Raw genomic sequence first — 20,171 nt, 5'->3', positions numbered from 1 at the left:
CCGTCGTCTCCAGGGTGCGTCGCCGGAGGCCAGGGTGCAAACAACGTGCCCAAGCTGTGATCCCGCCGGAGACTGGGACCTGGAGGCACCAGAGCCAGCAAGATGGTGCGGCCAGCACGTTTCCTCGGGTGGGAGAAAGAGAAAGAGGATCAGCGTGAGCGTCGTCACCGGGAGAAAACCGCTGGGCGGGCACGGCGATCCGCCGCCCCCGGACGCGTCTCGGCTGAGGCGCGCGCTCCGGCGCAGCGCCAAGCCGCTGCTGGCGGCGGGCTGCGGTGCGCTGCCCGTGCTGATCTTTCCCGCGCCCGGCTGGTGGTGGTTCGCCTACGTCTGCCTGGTGCCGCTGCTGCTGGTGCTGCGCGGGGCGGCCACGCCGCGGAAGGCGCTGCAGCTGGGCTGGTTCGGCGGGATGGGCTTCCTGATCGGCGTGATGAGCTGGCTGATCCCCTTGCTGAGCGTCTTCATCGTGGCGATCGCGGCGCTGCTCGGGCTGATCTGGGCCCCGTGGGGCTGGCTGGTGCACCGGCTGCTGCACGGCACCCCGGACGTCGGGCGGGTGGTCGCCGCGCTGGTGCTGGTGCCGACCGGCTGGCTGGTGACCGAGACCGTGCGCTCCTGGCAGTACCTGGGCGGCCCGTGGGGGCTGCTCGGGGCGAGCCAGTACCAGCAGCACATCGCCCTGCGGCTGGCCTCGGTCGGCGGGGTGTGGCTGGACAGTCTGCTGATCGTGGCGGTGAACACGGCCGTCGTCGCGCTGATCGTCTCCTGGGGCCGGTCCTACGCCGCCTGGCTGACCCTGGTCTCGCTGGCACTCGGCGCCGTCGCGGTCTCGGCGTGGGCGCCGCAGCCGAAGCTGACCGGGAGCAGTGCCGCCGTGGGCGTGGTCCAGCCGGGCCTGGCAGTGGACTCCACGGGCTACCGCACCACCCGCGGCGAGCAGTTGACCGCGATGCTCACCGAGGCCCACCCGGATCTGGTGCTCTGGGGCGAGAGCAGCGTCGCCGACGACCTCACGGTCCACCCGGAGGTGACCGCCAAGCTGGCCGCGCTCTCCCGCGCCACCGGCGCGGACCTGCTGGTCAATGTGGACGCGGTGCGGCCTGGCAGCGGCGGGATCTACAAGAGCTCGGTCCTGGTCGGACCGGACGGGCTGACCGGGCAGCGCTACGACAAGATCCGGCTGGTGCCGTTCGGTGAGTACATCCCGCTGCGGCCGGTCCTCGGGTTCGTCGCGGACTTCTCCAAGGCCGCCGCCGTGGACCGCCGACGCGGCACCACGCCGGTGGTGATGACCGTGCCGACGCCCGGCGGCGGGACGCTGAAGGTCGGGCCGCTGATCTGCTTCGAGTCGGCCTTCCCCGACATGAGCCGGGCGCTGGAGCAGCGCGGCGCGCAGGTGATCCTGGTCCAGTCCGCCACCTCGACGTTCCAGGGCACCTGGGCGCCCGAGCAGCACGCCTCGCTGGCCGCGTTCCGCGCCGCCGAGTCGGGGCGCTCGGTGGTGCAGGCGACGCTGACCGGGGTCAGCGTCGCGTACGACCCCTCCGGGCGGCAGGTCGGCACCGAGCTGGGCAAGTCGGCCAGCGCCGCCGAGGTCTACACGGTGCCGCTGGCGACCGGGGACACCCTCTACGACCGCTGGGGCAACTGGGTGCCGACCGGCTCGGTGCTGGTGCTGCTGCTGTGGGGCGGGGCCTGGTACGTGGCGGGGCGGAGGGGCGCCAAGCGGGCGTCTCAGGCAGAGAATCAGGGTTCCGCGGAGAGCTGAGGGCCGTTCGTGCGAAGTCCTGCCCGATATCGGGCAGGATTCTTGGTGAACGGTTCCCTTCTGCGTAAGGTCGTGCCTCGTGTCCCAGGCCAGCCACCCTCACGACGACCTGATGCAGTACCTGCTCCGGACCACCTCGCTCGGCCCCGGCGAGGCCGCCCGCGTCATCGCGGACGTGCTCGCCTACTTCGGCGAGGGAACCGAGGAGTACGTACGACGCCGCCACGGCGAGCTCCAGGCGCGCGGGCTGACCAACGAGCAGATCTTCGCCCGCATCGGTCCCGAGCTGCGGCAGCGGCGCGTGGCAGCACCCGAGCTGTCCGCCCGCCAGCTGCGCCGGATCGTCTACGGGTGAGCCGAGGCAGAGGAGAGTTCATATGTGCGGAATCGTCGCCTACATCGGCGGCAAGGACGCGGCCCCGATCCTGCTGGAGGGGTTGGCCCGGCTGGAGTACCGGGGCTACGACTCGGCCGGGGTGGCCGTCGCCGCCAAGGGCGGGCTGAAGTCGGTGAAGAAGAAGGGCCGGGTCGCCGACCTGGCCGCCGTGGTACCGGCGCGCTTCAAGGGGACCTCCGGCATCGGCCACACCCGCTGGGCCACCCACGGCGAGCCGAGCGACGTCAACTCGCACCCGCACCTCGACGGCTCCGGACGTTTCGCCGTAGTCCACAACGGCATCATCGAGAACGCCGACCAGCTGCGCGCCAAGCTGGAGAGCGAGGGCGTCGTCTTCGCCTCGGAGACCGACACCGAGGTGCTTGCCCACCTGGTCGCCGCCTGCGCGAAGGAGACCGACGAGCTGGAGGACGCCGTCCGCGCCGCGCTCTCCCGCGTCGTCGGCACCTACGGCATCGCCGTGCTGGACGCGGAGCACCCCGACCGGATCGTGGTCGCCCGCAACGGCAGCCCGATCGTGCTGGGCATCGGCGAGAAGGAGATGTTCGCCGCCTCCGACGTGGCCGCGCTGGTCCGCTACACCCGCCAGGTCGTCCACCTGGACGACGGCGAGCTGGCCACGGTCCGCGCCGACGGGTTCCAGACCTTCACCCAGGACGCCCGCGCCACCGCCAAGCAGCCCTCCACCGTGGACGTCGAGGAGGCCTCCTACGACACCGAGGGGCACGCGCACTACCTGATCAAGGAGATCCACGAGCAGCCGGGGGCCGTCGAGCGCACCCTCTCCGGCCGCGTCGACGAGCGGTTCGCCACCGCGCACCTGGGCGGCCTCAACCTGGACGCCCGCGAGGCGCGGGCCTTCCGCCGGGTCAAGATCCTCGGCTGCGGCTCGGCGTACTACTCGGGCGAGCTCGGCGCCCAGCTGATCGAGGAGCTGGCCCGGATCCCCGCCCACGCGGAGCCGGCCTCCGAGTTCCGCTACCGCAACCCGGTGATCGAGGCGGACACCCTCTACATCGCGGTCAGCCAGTCCGGCGAGACCTACGACACCCTGGCCGCGGTCCAGGAGATCAAGCGCAAGGGCGGCCGGGTCCTCGGCGTCGTCAACACCGTGGGCAGCGCCATCGCCCGCGAGTGCGACGGAGGCGTCTACCTGCACGCCGGGCCGGAGATCTCGGTCGCCTCGACCAAGGCGTTCACCTCGACCGCCGTGGCCTTCGCGCTGATCGCGCTGCACTTCGGCCGGGTCCACGACCTGTCGCCCGCCGACGGCCGCCGGATCTGCGCGGGGCTCAAGGCGCTGCCGGGCCAGATCCGGGAGATCCTGGCCGACGAGGACCGGATCGCCAAGCTGGCCGCGGAGTACGCGCACAACGCCGGGATGATGTTCGTCGGCCGGGTGCGCGGCTGGCCGGTGGCCCGCGAGGGCGCGCAGAAGCTCAAGGAGGTCTCGTACGTCCACGCCGAGGCCTACCCGGCCAGCGAGCTCAAGCACGGCCCGCTGGCGCTGATCGGCCCCGAGTTGCCGACCGTGGCGGTGGTGCCGGACGACGAGCTGGTGGAGAAGAACCTCACCACCATGGGCGAGATCCGGGCCCGCCACGGCCGGGTGCTGATGGTCGGTCACACCGCCCCGGACCCGAAGTTCGCCGAGGACGCGATCCTGATCCCGAAGAACGAGCCCGAGCTGGACCCGATCCTGCTCGGCATCCCGCTCCAACTGCTCGCCTACTACGCGGCGGTGGCGCTGGAGCGGGACGTGGACAAGCCGCGCAACCTGGCGAAGTCGGTCACCGTCGAGTAGTCGGCGTCACCGACGTCGCAGCCGCCGAGCCTGCCGCCCCGCCCGTCCGGCCGGGGACCAGCTGCGGCTGGGCGGCGAGGTGGGCCGTGATCACCAGCGTGCCCTCGTCGACGTGGTAGTCCAGCGGCACGGAGAGCTGGCGCAGCGTCGCGATCATGCCCGTGTTGGCGGACGTGGTCACGGCGTAGACCTCGGCCAGGCCCGCCTGGCGGGCCAGCTCGGTCAGGCGGCGGACCAGGGCGCCGCCGATGCCGCGGCGCTGCCAGGCGTCCTCGACCAGGACCGCGATCTCGGCCGCGTCGTCGTCCCAGAGCAGGTGGGCGAGGGCGACCAGGCGGCCGTCCTCGGCCTCGACGGCCAGGGTCTGGCCGTGGCGCGGGTCGAGCAGGTGGCCGAGGAAGCGGTCGGCGTCGCCGACCGGACCGTGGTAGCGCTGGCGGAGCGTCCGGGTGCTGCACCGCTCGTGCAGGGCGATCGCGGCGGCCCGGTCACTCGGCTCGGCCCGGCGCACGGTGATCTGGCCGCCCTCGGCGGAGTCGTGGGGTGCGCCGAGCAGGCGCAGCGTCTGCCGGGTGGGCGGGACGCGGGGGCCGAGCCGGGCGTCCAGCTCGATCAGCGCCCGCGCCCTGGCGAACTCGGTCGGGGTGAACACGGGATGCTCGCGCTTGAGTTCGAGGATGCCGCCGGCCGGGTCGCGCAGCCGCATCACCGAGCCGTCCAGCTCGTCCTCGTCGATCTCGCGACCCGGGATCGAGCGGATCCGGCACCGTCCGAACAGCTGCCGCAGCGCCAGCGGCAGCTCGGCGGCGTCCTGGGCGGTCCGGGTGGCCATGGTCAGCACGCGGGTCGGCACGTCGACCAGGTCGTGGGCGTCGGCGCGTTCCAGCCACACCTCGGTGCCGCCGGCGGCGACCAGCGCCCGGGTCAGCTCCTGTGCGGCGAGCTCCGGGGCCGCCCGGACGACGAACTCGTCGACGGTCTCCTCGGCGAGCGGATGGGCCTGCATGGAGACGATGTTGACGGGGATGTCCGCCAGTGCCCGGCACAGCGCGGCCAGACTGCCCGGCGCGTCGGTGACGGTGGCGCGGATCCGCCAGAGCGCCACCTCCTCCGGCGGGGTGGTGGCGTTGGGCGCGACCGACTCCTCCGCCGGTGTCTCGCCTGCTGTGTCTGCGGCGGAGGAGACGATCGCGCCTGGTGGGGCGTGTGTGTGGCGGTGTGTCCACCAGCTGTGCCACAGGGCCGTGACGACGAGTGCGACGGCCGAGGCGAGCAGCAGAACCGGACCGTCATGGCCGTGCACGACCACGTTCGCGACCAGATCGGCCACCGCGACCGCGGTGAAGACCGCGGAAAGCTCGACCGTGTCTCTGCGCCAGCGGTGCTTGGCGCTTCCTGCAGGGGAGTTGGCATGGTGGGTGAGGTGAGACCGCTTCATGCCGTCATATTGCCGAAGCAGTGTTTCGCAGCCACGAACCGATCATGACCACGAAGTAAAGCTTGGATTTGAAACGGAATGTCCGATTTCGCACCGACGGTGGGCGATGCGGTCGTGCTCGGTCCTGACGGAGTGGCAGATTCCGCGCCCTAGGCGTCCGGATCTACCCGTGTAGCGTCCTGCTCCTCGGCCAGCAGCGGACCGAGCGCCTGTAGGGCGCGGAGCAGGGCCGCGCGGTCGCCCTCGGGGAGGCGGGCGAGCAGGCGCTCCTCGCCCGCCTGGATCGCCGCCTGGGTCGCGTCGCGTCGGGCGCGGCCCTCGGGGGTGAGGGAGAGCAGACGGACGCGGCGGTCGCGCGGATCGGGCGCGCGGCGGATCAGGCCGTCCTGCTGGAGTGCGTCCAGGATCGGGATCAGGCGGGTCTTGTCCGCGCCGATCGACTCCGCGAGCGCGGACTGGGTGCGGAACGGCTCGTCCTCCAGCCGCAGCAGCACCGCGTAGCCCCACATGGTCAGCCCGTGGGCGGCGAGGACCGGGCGCTCGGCCTCGATCAGCGCGCGGCTCAGCGGCGCGAACATCGCGGCCAGATCGGGCCGGTCGGCCGAACCGGCGGGCGGGGTCTGCGGGGTCACAGGCAGGACGATACGCCCCATGATCAGGCGGGCGCGATGCGGTACGCCTTGACAGATGATGTGCACAGAGAGACCGTAGGTATGTGCTTATGAATCTCGCAGACCGAGACGCTTCGGCGGATGTCGTGGAGCTCAACCGCCGCGCCGTGAACGCCTGCCGTGACGTCGTCGCGCAGGTGCGTCCGGCGGATCTGGGCCGTGCCACGCCCTGCGCCGCCTGGAGCCTGGGCGAGCTGCTCGCCCATATGACCGTCCAGCACAAGGGGTTCGCCGCCGCAGCCCGCGGCCTCGGCGGCGACGTCGACTGGACCCCGGCCCCGCTCGGCCCGGACGCGGCCAAGGCCTACGACCGCGCAGCGGCCGAGGCGCTTGCCGCCTTCGACGCCGAGGGCGCGCTGGAGGGTGCCTTCCTGCTGCCCGAGATCAGCCTGACGCGGCCCCTCCCGGCGGCGATGGCCATCGGATTCCACTTCGTCGACGCGGTCGTGCACGGCTGGGACGTGGCACGCGCGCTGGGCCTCGACTATCGGCTCGCACCCGACCTGGCCCCCGCCGCGCTCGCCGCCGCCCTCGCGGTCCCCGGCGGCGAACACCGCCTCGGCCCGCACGCCGCCTTCGCCCCCGCCCTGCCGGACGCGAACGAGCCCACGCCGCTCGACCGCATCCTCGCGGCTCTGGGCCGCTCACCGTCCTGGCCGGAGTGAGCGGGCCGGGGATCCTACACAGACACGGGTGACGGATTGCAGCGTTCTTCAATTCCTGTAACCCGTACGCGGGTTGGACCCTAAGGTCACGGGCCATGGCGAGTACGGAGACTGCGCTCAAAGAAGCGATGATGATCGAGGGCGCGCTCGGCGCGGCCCTGGTCGACTACACCAGCGGGCTGGCCCTGGGGGTGGCCGGCGGCGGACCGGAGCTGGACCTCCAGACGGCCGCTGCGGGGAACACCGACGTGGTGCGCGCGAAGATGCGGACCATGGAGATGCTCGGTCTGGGCGGTGCGATCGAGGACATTCTGATCACACTGACCGCCCAGTACCACATCATCCGGCCGCTCACCTCGCGGACGGGTGCGGGACTCTTCCTCTACCTGGCGCTCGACCGGCAGCGGGCCAACCTGGCGATGGCCCGGCGGCGGTTGCTGATGATCGAACAGCAACTGGAAGTGTGATGGCGGCCCCGCCGCTCTACCAGGTCAAGGCGGAGTTCTTCCGCCTCCTGGGACATCCCGTCCGGATCAGGGTGCTGGAACTGCTGCGCGACGGCCCGTGCCCGGTCCGCGACCTGCTCGCGGACCTGCAGATCGAACCGTCCAACCTCTCCCAGCAGTTGGCGGTGCTGCGGCGCTCCGGGATCATCGTCTCGGTCCGCGACGGGTCGAACGTCACCTACAAGCTGGCCGGTTCCGACGTCGCCGACCTGCTGGCCGCCGCACGCCGCGTCCTGACCGAGATGCTGGCCGACCGCGACCACCTGCTCGACCAGCTCCGGCAGGCCGAGCGCGAGGCGCCGACCGGCGCGTTGGCGTCTACCGCCTGAGTGACGCCGCTTTCCCACGCGCGGGCCCGCCGAGGCCGACGCCGATCGGGACAGCCGCCGTGGACGACGCGGCGGCTGTCCCTTCGTCACGTCCGCGCGGGCACCGAAGACTTGCGGACGCAACGCGCGGAGGCGATGGCGAGCAGTCCGGCGACGAAGGTGAGGACGAGACCAGCGGTCATGACGACGTTGCCGGCGACGGTGCCGGGGTTGTGCGAGAGCAGGTTGGGCTGCAGCTTGTCGGCCACAGCGCCGAGGCCCACGATCCAGAACGCGATGAGCATCCCGAAGACGGGGTGCCACCACCAGCGGGCGGTCAGGAACATCAACAGCCCGAAGGCGACGATGAAGAGGATGCCCGGCGGGAACGAGATGCCGAAGCTCCCTTCAGCTCCCGAGAACTTCGCGGGATCGGCGATCCACTGGACGACCAGACCCACGATGCCCACGAGCAACCCGGCGAAGGCAAGGATCGTTCGGCGGCCGAGGAGGCGTGGCTGGAACATGGTGAACTCCTTGATGAGTGTTCAGGACGGGTCAGGCGCCGGCCGGCGCCGTGAGGTGGCGCGCGGAGCACAGACGACCGCGGCCGCTGCGCAGACGGCCGCTACGGCGAAGCCGGCCAACTGCGCCCACCCGGCGGTGAAGTCGAGGGCCCGGCTAGGCGTGGTCAGCCAGCGGACGAAGGCGGGCGAGGCGAGGCCTCCGACGGTGAAGAACACGCTCATGGCAGTGGCGAAAAGAGGGGTGTACCGCCACGGGATCAGCGCCACCGCCAGCGCGAAGACGGGGTAGACGAACGGGCCGGGCCCGTCGTAGCCGGTGGCCGCGTCGGCGATCGTGGACGCGATCAGGGCCACGCAGGCGGCGATCAGCAGGGCTCGGTGTCGTCCCCGGGCCCGGCCGATCGCTGTTCGGGCCGTCGGTTCGGGGCAGGGCGGGGCCGCCGGAGATGATGACCGGTCGGCGTGGGGCCGTGTCGGTGCTGCCATGGGAGGGCCCTCCTGGCTCGACGCTGGATCGGATGGCGAAAGGCCCGTGTCCTGGTTCGGGGCACGAACTGCCGGGTGGGAGGAGATCGATGTCGTCGCCTCAACCCCGGCACACGCCCATGGTCGCCACGGGCACCCCGCTGCCGCGTCGGATGCGGGACGGCATTCGAAGCCGGGCGGATACGTCCGCTCACGTAGTGGCGTGTCAGCGGCGCGTTGATGCCCCGCTCGCCCGCGGCGGGCATGCTGGGCAGCATGGTGAGGGTGATCAGCGAGCGGTTGACGCGTCCCGCGCCGCTGGACGCGCTGTTCGCGGTGCTCTTCGCGGCGGCCGTGGTGGCCGGGACGGTGGGGGCGGCACCGGGGCAGGCAGGGAGCCGGCCCCTGGACGTGTCGGGCGTGCTGCTGCTGGTGGCGGCAGCGCTCCCGGCGGCGGGCCTACGGCGGACGGCCCCCATCTGGGCGCTCGGCACGACGACGCTGCTGGTCAACGCCTATCTGCTGGCCGGCTACCCGTACGGTCCGGTGTTGCTGTGCCTGGTGCTGGCCGTGTTCGAGGTGGCGCGGCAGCGGCCGATGTCGGTCTCAGCGCCTGCTTGTGCGGCGGCCGCGGTGGTCTCCTCGGCGACGATCTTCGCCCGAGTCGTCGGCGACCACCGTGCCACCGCGCTGCTCGCCCTTGCGTGGACGGGGTGGAGCCTGTTGCCGTGGTCGCTGGGCGCGCTGATCCACGTGGGGAACGCGTCCCGCGCGCGGGCCAGGCACGACCTGATCGCCCGCACGGCTCTGGAGGAACGGATGCGGATCGCCGGAGAGGTGCACGACATCGCGGGCCACGGCTTCGCCCTGATCACCATGCAGGCCCAGGTGGCGCTGCTGGTCTTCGAGGAACAGCCCGAGCAGGCGCGCCGCTCGCTGGAAGCCGTCCGCGACACGAGCTCCACCTCGCTGGCCGATCTGCGCCGGATGCTGGACACCTTCCATCCGCGTCCGGCTCCTCGTCCGGCTCCGCGTGCCGCCGACGCGTCCGCCTCCGGCTCGGATCCGGCCGGTGTCGCGGGCCTGAACGAGCTGATCGGGCAGGTCAGGGCGGGTGGTCTGACGGTTCGGGTGGCTGTCGACGGTGGCGCGGACCTGCCCGAGCCGCTGAACTCCACCGTGTACCGGGTGGTTCAGGAGGCCCTGACCAATGTGCTGCGCCATGCCGGGCCCACCCAGGCCCAGGTCACGATCGACCGCCACGAAGGGCAGGTACGGGTCCGGGTGACCGACCGCGGCATCGGCACGCCGGACACGGTCGGGCCGCCTGGCCGTGGGCTCTCCGGCATGCGCCGTCGGGTCGAGGAGCTGCACGGCCGACTGGAGGTCGGGCCACGGGCGGACGGCGGATTCGAAGTCCGAGCGTGGCTGCCCCTCCCGGAGGTGACCGGGTGATCCGGGTGATGCTGGTTGATGACCATCAACTGGTCCGCATGGGCCTGCGCGTCCTGGTCGACCGCGAGGACGACATGGAGGTGGTCGCCGAGGCCGACAACGGCCGCCAAGCCCTCGCCCGGCTGCGGCAGGACCGGCCCGACGTCATGCTGCTGGACATCCGGATGCCCGACATGGACGGCCTGGAAGTGCTCCGTCAGATCGCAGCCGACCCCGCACTGCGCGCCGTGCGGGTCGTCGTCGTGACCACCTTCGAGATCGACCACTACGTGTTCGAGGCGCTGCAGCTGGGCGCCGGCGGCTTCATCCTCAAGGACACCGCCCCGAGCGAACTCGTGCACGCCATCAGGGTGGTGGCCGCCGGAGAGGCGCTGCTGTCACCGTCGGTGACCCGACTGGTGGTGAGCACCTTCGCCGAGCGCTGGGCGCCCCCCGCCCCCGTGGACGGCCTGGAGACGCTCACTGACCGGGAGCGCGAGATCGCCGCCTGGGTGGCTACCGGCAGGTCCAACAACGAGATTGCCGAGGCGTTGTACCTCTCCCCGGCCACCGTCCGCACGCACGTGACCCGGGCCATGACCAAGCTCAACGCGCGCTCGCGCGCCCAGCTCGTGGTCCTCGCCGTGCGCGCCGGTCTGACGGTCACCACCTAGCGCGCGAAGCACCCGCCCGCACCCTGGGTCTGACGGCAGCCCAGGTCGGGACGGTGCGGATCAGCCCGGGAAGGCGTCCAGGGACGGGCGCTTGGCGGGGCGGTTGTCGCCGCTGGAGCGGCCGGTGAGGCGGCGGCCGATCCACGGCAGCACGTGGGTGCGGATCCAGCGCAGGTCGTCGCCGAGCTTGGTGAGCCGGGGGATCGGGGGAGCCGGTGGCAGCGGCTCGCGCCAGTCGAAGGACGGCTCGAAGCCCAGCGCCTGCAGCACCGCCTCGGCGACGCGTCGGTGGCCCTCGGCGGAGAAGTGCAGGCGGTCCTCGCCCCACATCCGCGCGTCGTCGAACGCGGGGACGTGGAACAGGTCGACCACAGCGATGTTCTCGTGCCGGGCGGCGAACTGCCGGACGAAGCCCTGCAACCGCAGGATCTGCGGCATCAGCCGGGCGCTGCCGCGCATCCGGCGGCTGGGGTCGACGCTGTAGAACATCACGACCTGCCGCGCCTCGGCCGCGATCCGCTCCGCCAGCGCGCCGAGCGTGCGCTCGACGTGGTCGATGTCGCAGCCCGGCCGCATCACGTCGTTCAGGCCCCCGGCGAGGGTGACCAGCTCGCCGCCGAGCGCGACGGCGGCGTCGCCCTGCTCGTCCGCGATCTGGCCGATCAGCTTGCCGCGCACGGCGAGGTTGGCGTAGCGGAAGCCGTTGGCGTTCGCGTCGCCGTTCATGTTGCCGGCCTCGCCGGTGCCGGCCGCGTGGCCGTCCAGCTCGGCGGCCAGGCGTTCCGCGACGCGGTCGGCCCAGCCGCGGTAGTGGCCGTCCGGCAGCACGTCGTCGCACATGCCCTCGGTGAAGGAGTCGCCTATGGCGACCATGCTGCGGAAGCGGGGACCCGAAACCTGGTTCATAGTGCAACTATTCTAGAGGTCAAGGTTCCCGCTTCCGCCACGTGTCGTGCGCCACGGTCGGCGGGTCAGACCACGGTCACTCTGTGCGCAGCGCGGTGGCCGTGCGGGAGCGGGCCGCCCAGGTCGCGGGGGCCAGCGCACCGAGCGTGGCGAGCACCAGGCCGCCGAGGACCAGCGGGATCAGCTCGGGTGCGTGGTAGACCGCCAGGTCGACGCCCGGGACGTCGGTCCCCGCCGCGCGTGCCATCGCCGGGAGGACGCTGTCGTGCAGCGCGATTCCGATCGGCACGCCGACCAGCCCGGCCGCGAGGCCGCTGATGCTGACCGAGGTCAGCACCATGCCCACGGTCTGCCGCGGGGCCATGCCCAGCGACTTGAGGACGCCCAGGTCGTGCACCCGCTCCCGGGTGTCAAGCAGCACGGTGTTGAGCACGCCCAGCCCGGCCACCGCCACCAGCATCAGGGTGAGCAGCGAGGCGAGGGTGTCCATGGACAGCACCACCACGCTCGGCGGCTGCGAGTTCGGGATCGCGGCCATGCCGTAGGGCGCGAGCGCCCGGCTGAGCGAGTCGGCATAGGAGGCCTGGTCGGTGCCCGGCTTGAGGGCGATGTCGAACTGGCTCATCCCGGCGAGGTAGTCGAGGCCGAGCGGGGTCAGCGAGGAGCGGTCGGTCAGCAGTTCGTCGTGGAGGGAGAGCACCTCGCCCACGATCCGCACCCGCGCGGTGCGACCGCCCTGGCCCAGGGTGACGGTGTCGCCGACGTGGACGCCGTTGGCGGTCAGGAAGCTTGACGGAGCGACCGCCTCGCCGGGCGCCTGGAACCAGCTGCCGGAGACCAGTTGGAGCTCGCCGAAGGACGAGTCGCCCTGGTAGGCGACCACCTGCGCCTGGCCCGTGTGCCCGGCCAGGTCCAGGCGGTCGGTCGTGGTGCTGAACCAGGCGCTGGTTCCGGGCTCGGAGTTGATCAGGTCGGCGGCCCGCGCCAGGTCGGCCGCGGTGACCACCTTGGGCCTGGATCCCGGGGCCGGAAGGCCCGGCAGGATGATCACGGCGCCCGCGTTGTCCTGGCTGATGCCCTGTTGGACGCCGTTCAGCGAGATGGCCAGGCCCACGCCGAAGGTGACCCCGATCGTGCCCAGCGTCACCGCCGCCGCGACGGTCAGCGCCCGTCCGGGACGGGCGAACGGCGTGCTGAGGCCCAGGCTGAGGGCGCGCGGCAGCGGCCACCGTGCCAGCAACTGCTGCACGGCCCGTCCGGTGGTCCGGGTCTGCCCGCCGCGTCCGACGGTCAGCGCCTCGACCGTGCTCAGCCGACCGGCGCGCAGGGCGGGGACGAGCGCGGTTCCGGCGACGGCGACGAGCGTCGCGAGCGGGACCACCAGGTCGAGCCAGACCGGGATGCCGGTGGAGACGCTGTTCAGCGCCTTGTTCGTCACGCCCATCAACGGGATCGCCAGCGCGTTGCCGAACAGCACGCCGAGCACCGCGCCGACACCGGCCGGGATCAGTGCCGTGCCGAGATAGGCGCGCACCACCTGCGCCGGGGTGAAGCCCAGCGACTTGAGCACGCCGATCCGCCGACGCCCGGCAGCCACCGCGCCGCTGACGACGACGCCGATGACCAGTACCGACATGCAGAGGCCGAGCACGCCGAAGGCCACCAGGAACGGCACGAAGGTGGCTGACGTCTTGTCCGCCGCCTGCCGCGCGTCCAGGTAGGAGTCGGCCGCGGTCACCGCGCCCGCCGGGAGCGCGGCGGCGACGGCGGCGCGGTCGGCGTCGAGCTGCGTGGCGCTGCCCGCGTCCGCGAAGCGGTAGAGCATCTGCTGGTCAGGCACGGTGCCGTGGGCGGTCAGGGCGGGGATCTCGTCCGGGGAGACCCAGCCGTCGGCGCTGCCGGTCACCGACGCGGCCAGACCGACGACGGTCAGCGTCGGGTGTCCGGGCAGGTCGGGGAAGGTCATGCGATCCCCCAGCGCCAGCGGTGAGTTGCCGTCCGGCAGCACGACCTGGCCGGGACCGGTGAGCCAGTGGCCCTCGGTGACCCGGAGGTCGTCCAGCGGTCCGTCGATCGGGCGGCCGACCAGCGTGGTCGCGGGCAGCGGGTCACCGGCCGGGAGGAACGCATCGGAGCCCACAGCGGGGTGGAGAGTCACCGCCGGGTAGGGCCCGGCCGTCGCGGTGACGCCCTGGACGTGGGCGGTGGCGTCGAGTTGGGCCGCGTCGACGCTTCCCCCGTCGAAGCGCAGGGCGAGGTGCGCGCCGTGCTGCGCGTCGAAGGCGCGGTCGAACGGCCCGCGTGAGGCGAGCAGCAGACCTGCGGCGAGCAGACAGGCGGTCACCGCCGTCATCGTGGTCAGCACCATCACCAGAGTCTGCACCCGCTTGCGGCCGACGCCGGATCGGACGACCCTGCCCAGGGCGCTCATGCCGTCACCGCGCTGACGCCCTGCGGCGCAAGCCCGGTGCGCTCGTCCCTCACCAGACGTCCGTCCGCCAGCTCGACGATCCGTTCGGCGCAGGCGGCGGCCAGCGAGGTGTCGTGGGTGACCAGGACGATGGTCTGGCCCTCGGCGTGGAGCGAGCGGAGCAGTTCGCGGACGTCCGCGGCCGAGGCGGTGTCCAGCGCGCCCGTCGGCTCGTCGGCCAGCAGCAACGGCGGCCGGTTCATCAACGCCCGCGCCACCGCGACGCGTTGACGCTCGCCACCGGAGAGCCCACCGGGCCACGACCGGGCCAGCCGGTCGATCCCGAGCTGTTCAAGCAGCTCCTCGGCGCGAGCCCGGGCCGCACCGCGGCGCATCCCGGCGAGCTGTGCCGGCAGGAGCACGTTGTCCAGGACGGTGAGGTCGTCGAGCAGGTTGAAGAACTGGAAGACCATCCCGATCCGCTCCCGCCGGAACGCCGCCAGCGCGGCCTCGCTCAGGCCGGTGAGGGTGACCCCGGCGACGGTCACGCTGCCCGAGCTCGGCCGGTCCAGGCCCGCGACCAGGTTGAGCAGCGTCGACTTGCCGCTGCCCGAGCGCCCGAGGACGGCGACCGCCTCACCGGGGGCGATCTCCAGGTCCAGGGCGTCGAGCGCGGGCCGGGCGGTGCCGGTCGGGTCGTATGTCTTGGTCACGTCGCTGACGGCGACGATCGGCGCGGTCACGGTTTCCTCCGTCGGGTTCGATGGTGCGCCGCGGGACGTCGTCCGTCCCGGGAGCGAGGACGACGTTAGGAATCCGGGACGGTCCGCCGACATACGGTTGGACGGTGGGAGGGGGGTGTACCCAGCTACACCTGATCTTGGGTGTCTGCGCCCGGCGCGGTCCGGTGCGACGCCCGCGCAGACTAGGGCCTGTTTGAGAACTCGCGTCGGATCAGCCCGGCCCTCCCCTAGCCGAAGGCCGGGGGAGGGCCGGGCCCGGCGGGAGTTCTCAAACAGGCCCTAGGCGGAACGCCCCAGCCGGGAACCCGAGCCGGGAGCCGGGCGCGCACCGACATCGACGAGACCAGCACCGGAGGACCGACGTGAGTTCGCCCGCACCGCCCGCACTGCCCGACGGAGCCGACGTCGCCGCCTGGCTGCGGCGCACCCTGCTCGCGCCGCTCCGCGCGGCCTACCTGGTCGCGCTGACGCTGGCGGGTGGGGCCGCGCTGGCGGCCGCTCCGGTGCTCGTGCTCAACGCGGCGAGCAACACGCAGACGGACGCGCTCGGCGACCGCCTGCATTTCTGGCTCGGCCTGCTGGTCACCCTGGTCCCGTGCGTGATCTGGGGGTTCAGCTGGGCGACGGGGGGCGGCGGTCGGGCCGCCGGCGCGGTCCTGCTGCTCCCCGGCGTGCTGACCGTCGCGGCGGTCACCTGCTACAAAGGCGGCCCGCCCGGCGGGCACCACGGTGTGGTGTGGGCCGCGGTCCTGCTGCTGCCGCTCGGCGTCCTCTCGTCCCGGTGGGTCGCCTCGGAGCACCGGAGGCTGGTCGCCCGCTGGAGCGGCACGCCGATCGCCTCCCCCTACCGGGAGTTCCCCGACGGGGCGTCACCCGTGGAGCAATGGCGCGGACGGCTCGTCGGCTGGCTCGGTGACCCGGCATCCTGGCGCGACCTGGCCTGGGTGGTGCTGAGTGCGGCGCTGGTCCTCGCGGGTGGCGTCGTGCTGGTCGCCGCGCCGTTGCTGCTCAACCACCTCGGCCCGAACGGCCGGTTCACCGACAAGCCCGTCCTGCTGTTCGGCGTCGAGTTGTGGCTCTCGCCGTTGCTGGTGCTGTGGGGAGCCCCGGTACTGCTGCGCCTGCACGACAACGCCGCGCGGGCACTGCTGGGCCCCTCCCGGCAGCGGGAACTCGTCCAGCGGGTGGACCACCTGTCCCGCACCAGAGCCGACACCATCGACCACGGCGCGACCGAACTGCGCCGGATCGAACGCGACCTGCACGACGGCGCCCAGGCGCGACTGGTCGCGCTCGGCATGGCGCTCAACGCCGCCGAGCAGCTCTTCGACACCGACCCGGAGGCGGCGCGGGCGATGCTGGCGGAGGCGCGGTCCAGCTCGGCGCGCGCCCTCGGCGAGCTGCGGGACCTGGTCCGCGGCATCCACCCGCCGGTGCTTGCCGACCGCGGCCTGGCCGACGCCGTCGAAGCGCTGGCCTTCGACCTGCCGCTTCCGGTGGAGGTGAGCGGCGGACTGCCGCAGCGGGTCCCGGCCGCGGTGGAGTCCGCCGCCTACTTCGCCGTCAGCGAGCTGCTCGCCAACGTCACCAAGCACGCGGAGGCGCGGCGGATCTGGGTGGAGATCGGCCATACTGGCGAGGTGCTGCGGATCTCCGTCACCGACGACGGCCGCGGCGGTGTCGACCCCTCCAAGGGCACCGGCCTGCGGGGTGTCGAGCGCCGACTCGCCGCCTTCGACGGCCTGCTCGCGGTGAGCAGCCCGGTCGGCGGCCCGACCATCGCCAGCCTGGAGATTCCGTGCGCGTTGCTCTCGCCGAAGACCTCTTCCTCCTCCGGGACGGCCTGACCCGGCTGCTCGCGGCGCACGGGATCGAGGTGACGGCGGCCGTCGAGAGCGGCGGGGAACTGCTGGACGCCCTCCGGGCGGACCGTCCCGACCTGGCCGTGGTCGACGTGCGGCTGCCGCCGACCTTCACCGACGAGGGCCTGCGCGCGGCCCTGACGGCCCGTCAGGAGCTGCCCGGGCTGCCGGTCCTGGTCCTGTCGCAGTACGTCGAGCCGCTCTACGCACGGGAGTTGCTGGCGGACGGCAGCGGTGGGATCGGCTACCTGCTCAAGGACCGGGTGATGGACGGCGACCAGTTCCTGGACGCGGTCCGACGCGTGGCCGCGGGCGGCACGGCGATGGACCCGGAGGTGATCAGCCGCCTGCTCACCCACAACTCCTCGGGCGGGCCGGTCGCCTCGCTCAGCCCGCGCGAGCGGGAGGTGCTGTCGCTGATGGCGGAGGGCCGCTCGAACGCCGCGATCGCCCAGCAGTTGGTGATCACCGAGCGGTCCGTCGCCAAGCACACGGCGTCCATCTTCGTCCGGCTCGACCTGCAGCCCTCGGACGACGACAACCGCCGTGTGCTGGCGGTGCTCGCCTACCTCAACGGCGGCTGAACTACTCGGCGATCGTGGCTACTCGGCGATGGTGGAGGTGACCGGGGTGCCGATCTCGACGGTCCGGCTCACGGTGCAGTAGCGGTCGTGCGAGTTCTTGACGGCTCGGGGCAGGATCGCGCGGGCGCGGTCGCCCTCCTCGCCCTCGGGGAAGGTGACGTGGAAGGTAACCGCGAGGTCGGTCAGGTGCTGGCCCTGCTCGTCGTTGACCTTGGTGCCGCTCACGGTCACGGTGAAGCCGTCCGGCTCGGTGTGGCGGCTGGTGGCGACGTCCGCGTCGATCGACGTGCAGCCGCCGATCGCGGCGAGCAGCAGCTCGACCGGGGTGAACTCGGCGGTCCCGGAGGAGCCGAAGCTGATCGTGCCGCCGCGGGGGTTGGTCGCGGTGTAGTGGCCGGAACTGGTGCGCTCGATGCTGACGGAGCGGTGCGTGTCGTCGGTCATGCCGACGACACTAGGCGATCTCCGCTGTTCGGGCGCGGCGCCTCTGCACCGCGAGCGCGAGCGCTGGCGCGGGCGCTGGCGCGGGCGCCTACGCGCCGATGCCGCGGTGCTGCCCGGCGAGGGCGACGTACCACTCGGCGTTCAGCTTGATGTGCGCGAGTTCGTCGTCGGTGAGGGGGCGCCGCACCTTCGCCGGGACGCCGGCGACCATGGAGCCCGGCGGGACCTGCATCCCCTGCGTCACCAGCGCCCCGGCCGCGACCAGCGAACCCGCGCCGATGACCGCGCCGTTGAGGACGGTCGCGCCCATCCCGATCAGGCAGTCGTCCTCGACCGTGCAGCCGTGCAGCACCGCGTTGTGGCCGACCGAGATCCGCTCGCCCAGCACGGCGGGAAAGCCGGGGTCGGCGTGCACGGTGCAGTTGTCCTGGACGTTGCTGTCCGCGCCGACGGTGATCGACTCGTTGTCGCCGCGCAGCACCGCGCCGTACCAGACGCCGGAACCGGGGGCGAGCGTCACGTCGCCCAGCACGGTCGCGGTGACGGCGAGGAACGCCTCGTCGCTGACCTTCGGCGTCCGCTCGCCGACGGCGGCGACCAGGGGAAGACGCTGGGGCTGGGTCATCTGGAGCTCCTTGCGGGGGTTCGGTGCAGCTGGTGGTCGCGTCGTGCCTGATCCGATCCTGCCGGATGTCGCACCCGGCCTCGTGATCGCCCCCGCCCTAGCCTGACCCGTATGACCCTTCCCGTGACCCTTCCCGCCCGGATCAGCATCGTCACGCTCGGCGTCTCCGACCTGGAGCGCAGCATCGACTTCTACCAGGACCTCGGCTGGCCGCTGTCCTCCGCCTCCCAGGAGGGGGTGATCGCCTGGTTCCGCACCGCCGACTCGGCGCTCGGCCTCTTCCCGAGCGACGAGCTCGCCGCCGACGCGGGCGTGCCGGACGGCGGTGAGCCCACGTTCCGCGGGGTGACCCTCGCGCTGAACCTCGGCAGCCGCGAGGAGGTGGACGCCGCCATGGCGCACGCGCTCGCGGTGGGCGCGGACCTGGTCAAGGCCCCGGTCGCGATGGAGTGGGGCGGCTACAGCGGCTACTTCGCCGACCCGGACGGCCACCTGTGGGAGCTCTGCCACAACCCGGGCTTCGCGCTGACCCCGGACGGGCGACTCGACCTGCCCGTCTGACGGTCCGACACTGGGCGCATGGCCGCGCCCCTGCACCGCTACCGCTTCCTCTCCGTCTGGGACCTCGCCGCTCCGGCGCACCGCGTCTACCAGGTGCTCGCCGACCCGCGCAGCTACGTGGTCTGGTGGCCGGAGATCCTGGAGGTCCGGCAGCTGACCGACACCAGCGGGCGGATGCGCTTCCGCTCCTTCCTGCCTTACGAGTTGAGCGTCGTCGCGCACGAGTCCCGGCAGGACCCGGTGGCCGGGGTGCTGGAGGCCCGGCTGACCGGCGATCTGGAAGGCCTGACCCGCTGGACGGTGACCAGCCGTGGCGACGGCGCGAGCGTCGCTGTCTTCCACGAGGACGTCGAGGTCACCAAACCGCTGATGCGCGCCCTGGCGCTGCCGGGACGTCCCGCGTTCCGCGTGAACCACGCCGTGATGATGCGCAACGGACGCCGCGGACTGCGCCACTACCTGGGCCTCGACCATTGGTCTTGACCAATGCCCTGGGGGCCCCTATGGTCGGGTTTAGTGCAAAGTCCTTTAATAAATAAGGGCTCATAATCGCGGCCCTGCGAACAGGGCGGCACTCACGCGCGGAGGCCAGGGTGGGGACCACAGCGACCGAGGCGGCGCCGGAGCCGAAGTACTGGCACCTGCGCACGGTGCTGGTCCGGACGATCGACGCCGAGTTCAGCACCGGTGAGGTGCTGCCGAACGAGCGTGACCTCGCCGCCCGCTTCGGTGTCGCCAGGGCCACCCTGCGCCAGGCCCTGGACCAGCTCGAACTGGAGGGCCGCCTGGTCCGCCGCCGCGGCATCGGCACGCTGATCGCCGCGCCCCGGATCGGCATCCCGGTCGCCGAGCCGACCGGCCTGGAGCCGGCCGGTTCCGACACCTGGCGGATCATCGACTGCGGCGTCGGCCCCGCGCCGGCGGCGGTCGCCGAGGCGCTCGGCCTGGAGCCCGGCTCGGGCGTGCACAGCGTGCGCCGAGTGCGGATGATGGCCGGTCAGGCCGTGGGCACCGAGACGCTCTTCGTGCCGGGCACGGTCATGCCGCACGTCCCCGGCTTCCTCGCCGACTCCAGCCGTGCGCGTGCGGTGCTCAAGCAGTTCCAGGCGCTGCCGGTCGAGAGCGAGTCGCGCTCGGTCGAGCTCGGCGTGGCCGAGGAGGAACCCGCCCGGCTGCTGGAGCGCCCGCCGGGCATCCCGGTCCTGGTCCTGACGACGCGTTACTTCTCGGCGGAGGGCGGCCCGCTGGCGGTTTCCGTCTCCACCTACCGCGCCGACACCTGCAAGCTGACCTTCGGCGAGGCCGGGGTCGAGGTCCGCGCGGCGTCCTGAGCCGTCGCCTCCTGAACGTCGCCTCCTGAGCGTTTGCCGACCGGGCGG

Annotated in this window: 22 protein-coding genes; 13 read left to right on the top strand and 9 right to left on the bottom strand. The window is 72.6% G+C overall.

The window, feature by feature from the left end; translation table 11 throughout:
- Nucleotides 1-154: 154 nt before the first annotated feature.
- The 3 genes from lnt to glmS all read left to right on the top strand — a co-directional run bounded on the left by lnt (nt 155) and on the right by glmS (nt 3,969).
- A complete protein-coding gene (gene lnt, locus I2501_RS18840; protein ID WP_408022752.1) occupies nt 155-1,768 on the top strand; it encodes an apolipoprotein N-acyltransferase in 1,614 nt (537 codons plus the stop codon).
- Between the two features lie 112 nt (nt 1,769-1,880).
- Complete coding sequence (locus I2501_RS18835) at nt 1,881-2,123, top strand: hypothetical protein (RefSeq protein WP_196195423.1); 243 nt, start codon at nt 1,881-1,883, stop codon at nt 2,121-2,123.
- Between the two features lie 22 nt (nt 2,124-2,145).
- Entirely contained in the window at nt 2,146-3,969 is a 1,824-nt protein-coding gene (gene glmS / locus I2501_RS18830) for a glutamine--fructose-6-phosphate transaminase (isomerizing) (RefSeq protein WP_196195244.1), read from the top strand.
- Here glmS and I2501_RS18825 read toward each other — a convergent pair.
- Both I2501_RS18825 and I2501_RS18820 read right to left on the bottom strand, forming a co-directional pair.
- The gene (locus I2501_RS18825) at nt 3,956-5,407 is read right to left on the bottom strand and encodes a GNAT family N-acetyltransferase (protein WP_196195243.1); all 1,452 of its coding nucleotides are present in this window, start codon (nt 5,405-5,407) and stop codon (nt 3,956-3,958) included. The genes glmS and I2501_RS18825 overlap by 14 nt on opposite strands.
- Before the next feature lie 149 nt (nt 5,408-5,556).
- Nucleotides 5,557-6,039 carry a MarR family winged helix-turn-helix transcriptional regulator gene (locus I2501_RS18820; protein WP_328806458.1) on the bottom strand — a complete coding sequence of 161 codons (483 nt, stop codon included), beginning with the start codon at nt 6,037-6,039 and terminating at the stop codon, nt 5,557-5,559.
- Nucleotides 6,040-6,128: 89 nt separating this feature from the next.
- On the opposite strand from I2501_RS18820, the gene I2501_RS18815 reads away from it, so the two are divergent.
- The 3 genes from I2501_RS18815 (at nt 6,129) to I2501_RS18805 (ending at nt 7,578) form a co-directional block, all read left to right on the top strand.
- A complete protein-coding gene (locus I2501_RS18815; protein WP_196195241.1) occupies nt 6,129-6,743 on the top strand; it encodes a TIGR03086 family metal-binding protein in 615 nt (204 codons plus the stop codon).
- A 95-nt stretch (nt 6,744-6,838) separates the two neighbouring features.
- Entirely contained in the window at nt 6,839-7,210 is a 372-nt protein-coding gene (locus I2501_RS18810; RefSeq protein ID WP_196195240.1) for a hypothetical protein, read from the top strand.
- Complete coding sequence (locus I2501_RS18805; protein ID WP_196195239.1) at nt 7,210-7,578, top strand: ArsR/SmtB family transcription factor; 369 nt, start codon at nt 7,210-7,212, stop codon at nt 7,576-7,578. The genes I2501_RS18810 and I2501_RS18805 overlap by 1 nt, the downstream gene beginning before the upstream one ends.
- An 86-nt stretch (nt 7,579-7,664) precedes the next feature.
- On the opposite strand, the gene I2501_RS18800 is transcribed toward I2501_RS18805, so the two are convergent.
- Together I2501_RS18800 and I2501_RS18795 are read right to left on the bottom strand one after the other, a co-directional pair.
- The gene (locus I2501_RS18800) at nt 7,665-8,084 is read right to left on the bottom strand and encodes a hypothetical protein (RefSeq protein WP_196195238.1); all 420 of its coding nucleotides are present in this window, start codon (nt 8,082-8,084) and stop codon (nt 7,665-7,667) included.
- Between the two features lie 21 nt (nt 8,085-8,105).
- Entirely contained in the window at nt 8,106-8,570 is a 465-nt protein-coding gene (locus I2501_RS18795) for a hypothetical protein (protein WP_196195237.1), read from the bottom strand.
- 255 nt (nt 8,571-8,825) lie between these two features.
- On the opposite strand from I2501_RS18795, the gene I2501_RS18790 reads away from it, so the two are divergent.
- Entirely contained in the window at nt 8,826-10,004 is a 1,179-nt protein-coding gene (locus tag I2501_RS18790) for a sensor histidine kinase (protein ID WP_215909752.1), read from the top strand.
- The gene (locus tag I2501_RS18785; RefSeq protein WP_196195236.1) at nt 10,001-10,657 is read left to right on the top strand and encodes a response regulator; all 657 of its coding nucleotides are present in this window, start codon (nt 10,001-10,003) and stop codon (nt 10,655-10,657) included. Before I2501_RS18790 ends, I2501_RS18785 begins: the two co-directional genes overlap by 4 nt.
- Before the next feature lie 60 nt (nt 10,658-10,717).
- Here I2501_RS18785 and I2501_RS18780 read toward each other — a convergent pair whose 3' ends face one another.
- The 3 genes from I2501_RS18780 to I2501_RS18770 form a co-directional block, all read right to left on the bottom strand.
- Complete coding sequence (locus I2501_RS18780) at nt 10,718-11,563, bottom strand: SGNH/GDSL hydrolase family protein (protein WP_196195235.1); 846 nt, start codon at nt 11,561-11,563, stop codon at nt 10,718-10,720.
- Nucleotides 11,564-11,639: 76 nt separating this feature from the next.
- On the bottom strand, nt 11,640-13,994 hold the full coding sequence (locus I2501_RS18775; protein ID WP_196195234.1) for an ABC transporter permease: 2,355 nt from the start codon (nt 13,992-13,994) through the stop codon (nt 11,640-11,642).
- Nucleotides 13,991-14,716: an ABC transporter ATP-binding protein gene (locus tag I2501_RS18770; protein ID WP_328806457.1), complete on the bottom strand. Its 726-nt coding sequence runs from the start codon at nt 14,714-14,716 to the stop codon at nt 13,991-13,993. The genes I2501_RS18775 and I2501_RS18770 overlap by 4 nt, the downstream gene beginning before the upstream one ends.
- Nucleotides 14,717-15,078: 362 nt before the next feature.
- On the opposite strand from I2501_RS18770, the gene I2501_RS39470 reads away from it, so the two are divergent.
- Nucleotides 15,079-16,563, top strand: a complete 1,485-nt coding sequence (locus I2501_RS39470) for a sensor histidine kinase (RefSeq protein WP_328806456.1) — start codon at nt 15,079-15,081, stop codon at nt 16,561-16,563.
- Entirely contained in the window at nt 16,515-17,162 is a 648-nt protein-coding gene (locus I2501_RS18760; protein ID WP_196195232.1) for a response regulator transcription factor, read from the top strand. The genes I2501_RS39470 and I2501_RS18760 overlap by 49 nt, the downstream gene beginning before the upstream one ends.
- Before the next feature lie 18 nt (nt 17,163-17,180).
- Here I2501_RS18760 and I2501_RS18755 read toward each other — a convergent pair whose 3' ends face one another.
- Together I2501_RS18755 and I2501_RS18750 are read right to left on the bottom strand one after the other, a co-directional pair.
- Nucleotides 17,181-17,606, bottom strand: coding sequence for an OsmC family protein (locus I2501_RS18755; protein ID WP_196195231.1), 426 nt, complete (start codon nt 17,604-17,606; stop codon nt 17,181-17,183).
- Between the two features lie 88 nt (nt 17,607-17,694).
- Nucleotides 17,695-18,231: a gamma carbonic anhydrase family protein gene (locus I2501_RS18750; RefSeq protein ID WP_196195230.1), complete on the bottom strand. Its 537-nt coding sequence runs from the start codon at nt 18,229-18,231 to the stop codon at nt 17,695-17,697.
- Nucleotides 18,232-18,342: 111 nt separating this feature from the next.
- On the opposite strand from I2501_RS18750, the gene I2501_RS18745 reads away from it, so the two are divergent.
- The 3 genes from I2501_RS18745 (at nt 18,343) to I2501_RS18735 (ending at nt 20,123) form a co-directional block, all read left to right on the top strand.
- Nucleotides 18,343-18,792 carry a VOC family protein gene (locus I2501_RS18745; RefSeq protein ID WP_196195229.1) on the top strand — a complete coding sequence of 150 codons (450 nt, stop codon included), beginning with the start codon at nt 18,343-18,345 and terminating at the stop codon, nt 18,790-18,792.
- Nucleotides 18,793-18,810: 18 nt separating this feature from the next.
- On the top strand, nt 18,811-19,275 hold the full coding sequence (locus tag I2501_RS18740) for an SRPBCC family protein (protein ID WP_196195228.1): 465 nt from the start codon (nt 18,811-18,813) through the stop codon (nt 19,273-19,275).
- Between the two features lie 110 nt (nt 19,276-19,385).
- Entirely contained in the window at nt 19,386-20,123 is a 738-nt protein-coding gene (locus I2501_RS18735; RefSeq protein WP_196195227.1) for a GntR family transcriptional regulator, read from the top strand.
- Nucleotides 20,124-20,171: the final 48 nt, after the last annotated feature.

The sequence above is a fragment of the Streptacidiphilus fuscans genome (assembly GCF_015690355.1).
In the GTDB taxonomy this organism is placed as follows: domain Bacteria; phylum Actinomycetota; class Actinomycetes; order Streptomycetales; family Streptomycetaceae; genus Streptacidiphilus; species Streptacidiphilus fuscans.
Note: the sequence above shows the minus strand (reverse complement) of the source record. Positions and strands in the feature narration are given on the sequence as shown.

Excerpts from the sequence above, each read along its gene's own strand:
- I2501_RS18825 (WP_196195243.1), bottom strand. The coding sequence starts at position 5,407 with ATGAAGCGGTCTCACCTCACCCACCATGCCAACTCCCCTGCAGGAAGC.
- I2501_RS18810 (WP_196195240.1), top strand. The coding sequence starts at position 6,839 with ATGGCGAGTACGGAGACTGCGCTCAAAGAAGCGATGATGATCGAGGGC.
- I2501_RS18775 (WP_196195234.1), bottom strand. The coding sequence starts at position 13,994 with ATGAGCGCCCTGGGCAGGGTCGTCCGATCCGGCGTCGGCCGCAAGCGG.
- I2501_RS18745 (WP_196195229.1), top strand. The coding sequence starts at position 18,343 with ATGACCCTTCCCGTGACCCTTCCCGCCCGGATCAGCATCGTCACGCTC.
- glmS (WP_196195244.1), top strand. The coding sequence starts at position 2,146 with ATGTGCGGAATCGTCGCCTACATCGGCGGCAAGGACGCGGCCCCGATC.
- I2501_RS18780 (WP_196195235.1), bottom strand. The coding sequence starts at position 11,563 with ATGAACCAGGTTTCGGGTCCCCGCTTCCGCAGCATGGTCGCCATAGGC.
- I2501_RS18800 (WP_196195238.1), bottom strand. The coding sequence starts at position 8,084 with ATGTTCCAGCCACGCCTCCTCGGCCGCCGAACGATCCTTGCCTTCGCC.
- I2501_RS18795 (WP_196195237.1), bottom strand. The coding sequence starts at position 8,570 with ATGGCAGCACCGACACGGCCCCACGCCGACCGGTCATCATCTCCGGCG.
- I2501_RS18790 (WP_215909752.1), top strand. The coding sequence starts at position 8,826 with ATGGTGAGGGTGATCAGCGAGCGGTTGACGCGTCCCGCGCCGCTGGAC.
- I2501_RS18740 (WP_196195228.1), top strand. The coding sequence starts at position 18,811 with ATGGCCGCGCCCCTGCACCGCTACCGCTTCCTCTCCGTCTGGGACCTC.
- I2501_RS18835 (WP_196195423.1), top strand. The coding sequence starts at position 1,881 with ATGCAGTACCTGCTCCGGACCACCTCGCTCGGCCCCGGCGAGGCCGCC.
- I2501_RS18750 (WP_196195230.1), bottom strand. The coding sequence starts at position 18,231 with ATGACCCAGCCCCAGCGTCTTCCCCTGGTCGCCGCCGTCGGCGAGCGG.
- I2501_RS18755 (WP_196195231.1), bottom strand. The coding sequence starts at position 17,606 with ATGACCGACGACACGCACCGCTCCGTCAGCATCGAGCGCACCAGTTCC.
- I2501_RS18805 (WP_196195239.1), top strand. The coding sequence starts at position 7,210 with ATGGCGGCCCCGCCGCTCTACCAGGTCAAGGCGGAGTTCTTCCGCCTC.
- I2501_RS18815 (WP_196195241.1), top strand. The coding sequence starts at position 6,129 with ATGAATCTCGCAGACCGAGACGCTTCGGCGGATGTCGTGGAGCTCAAC.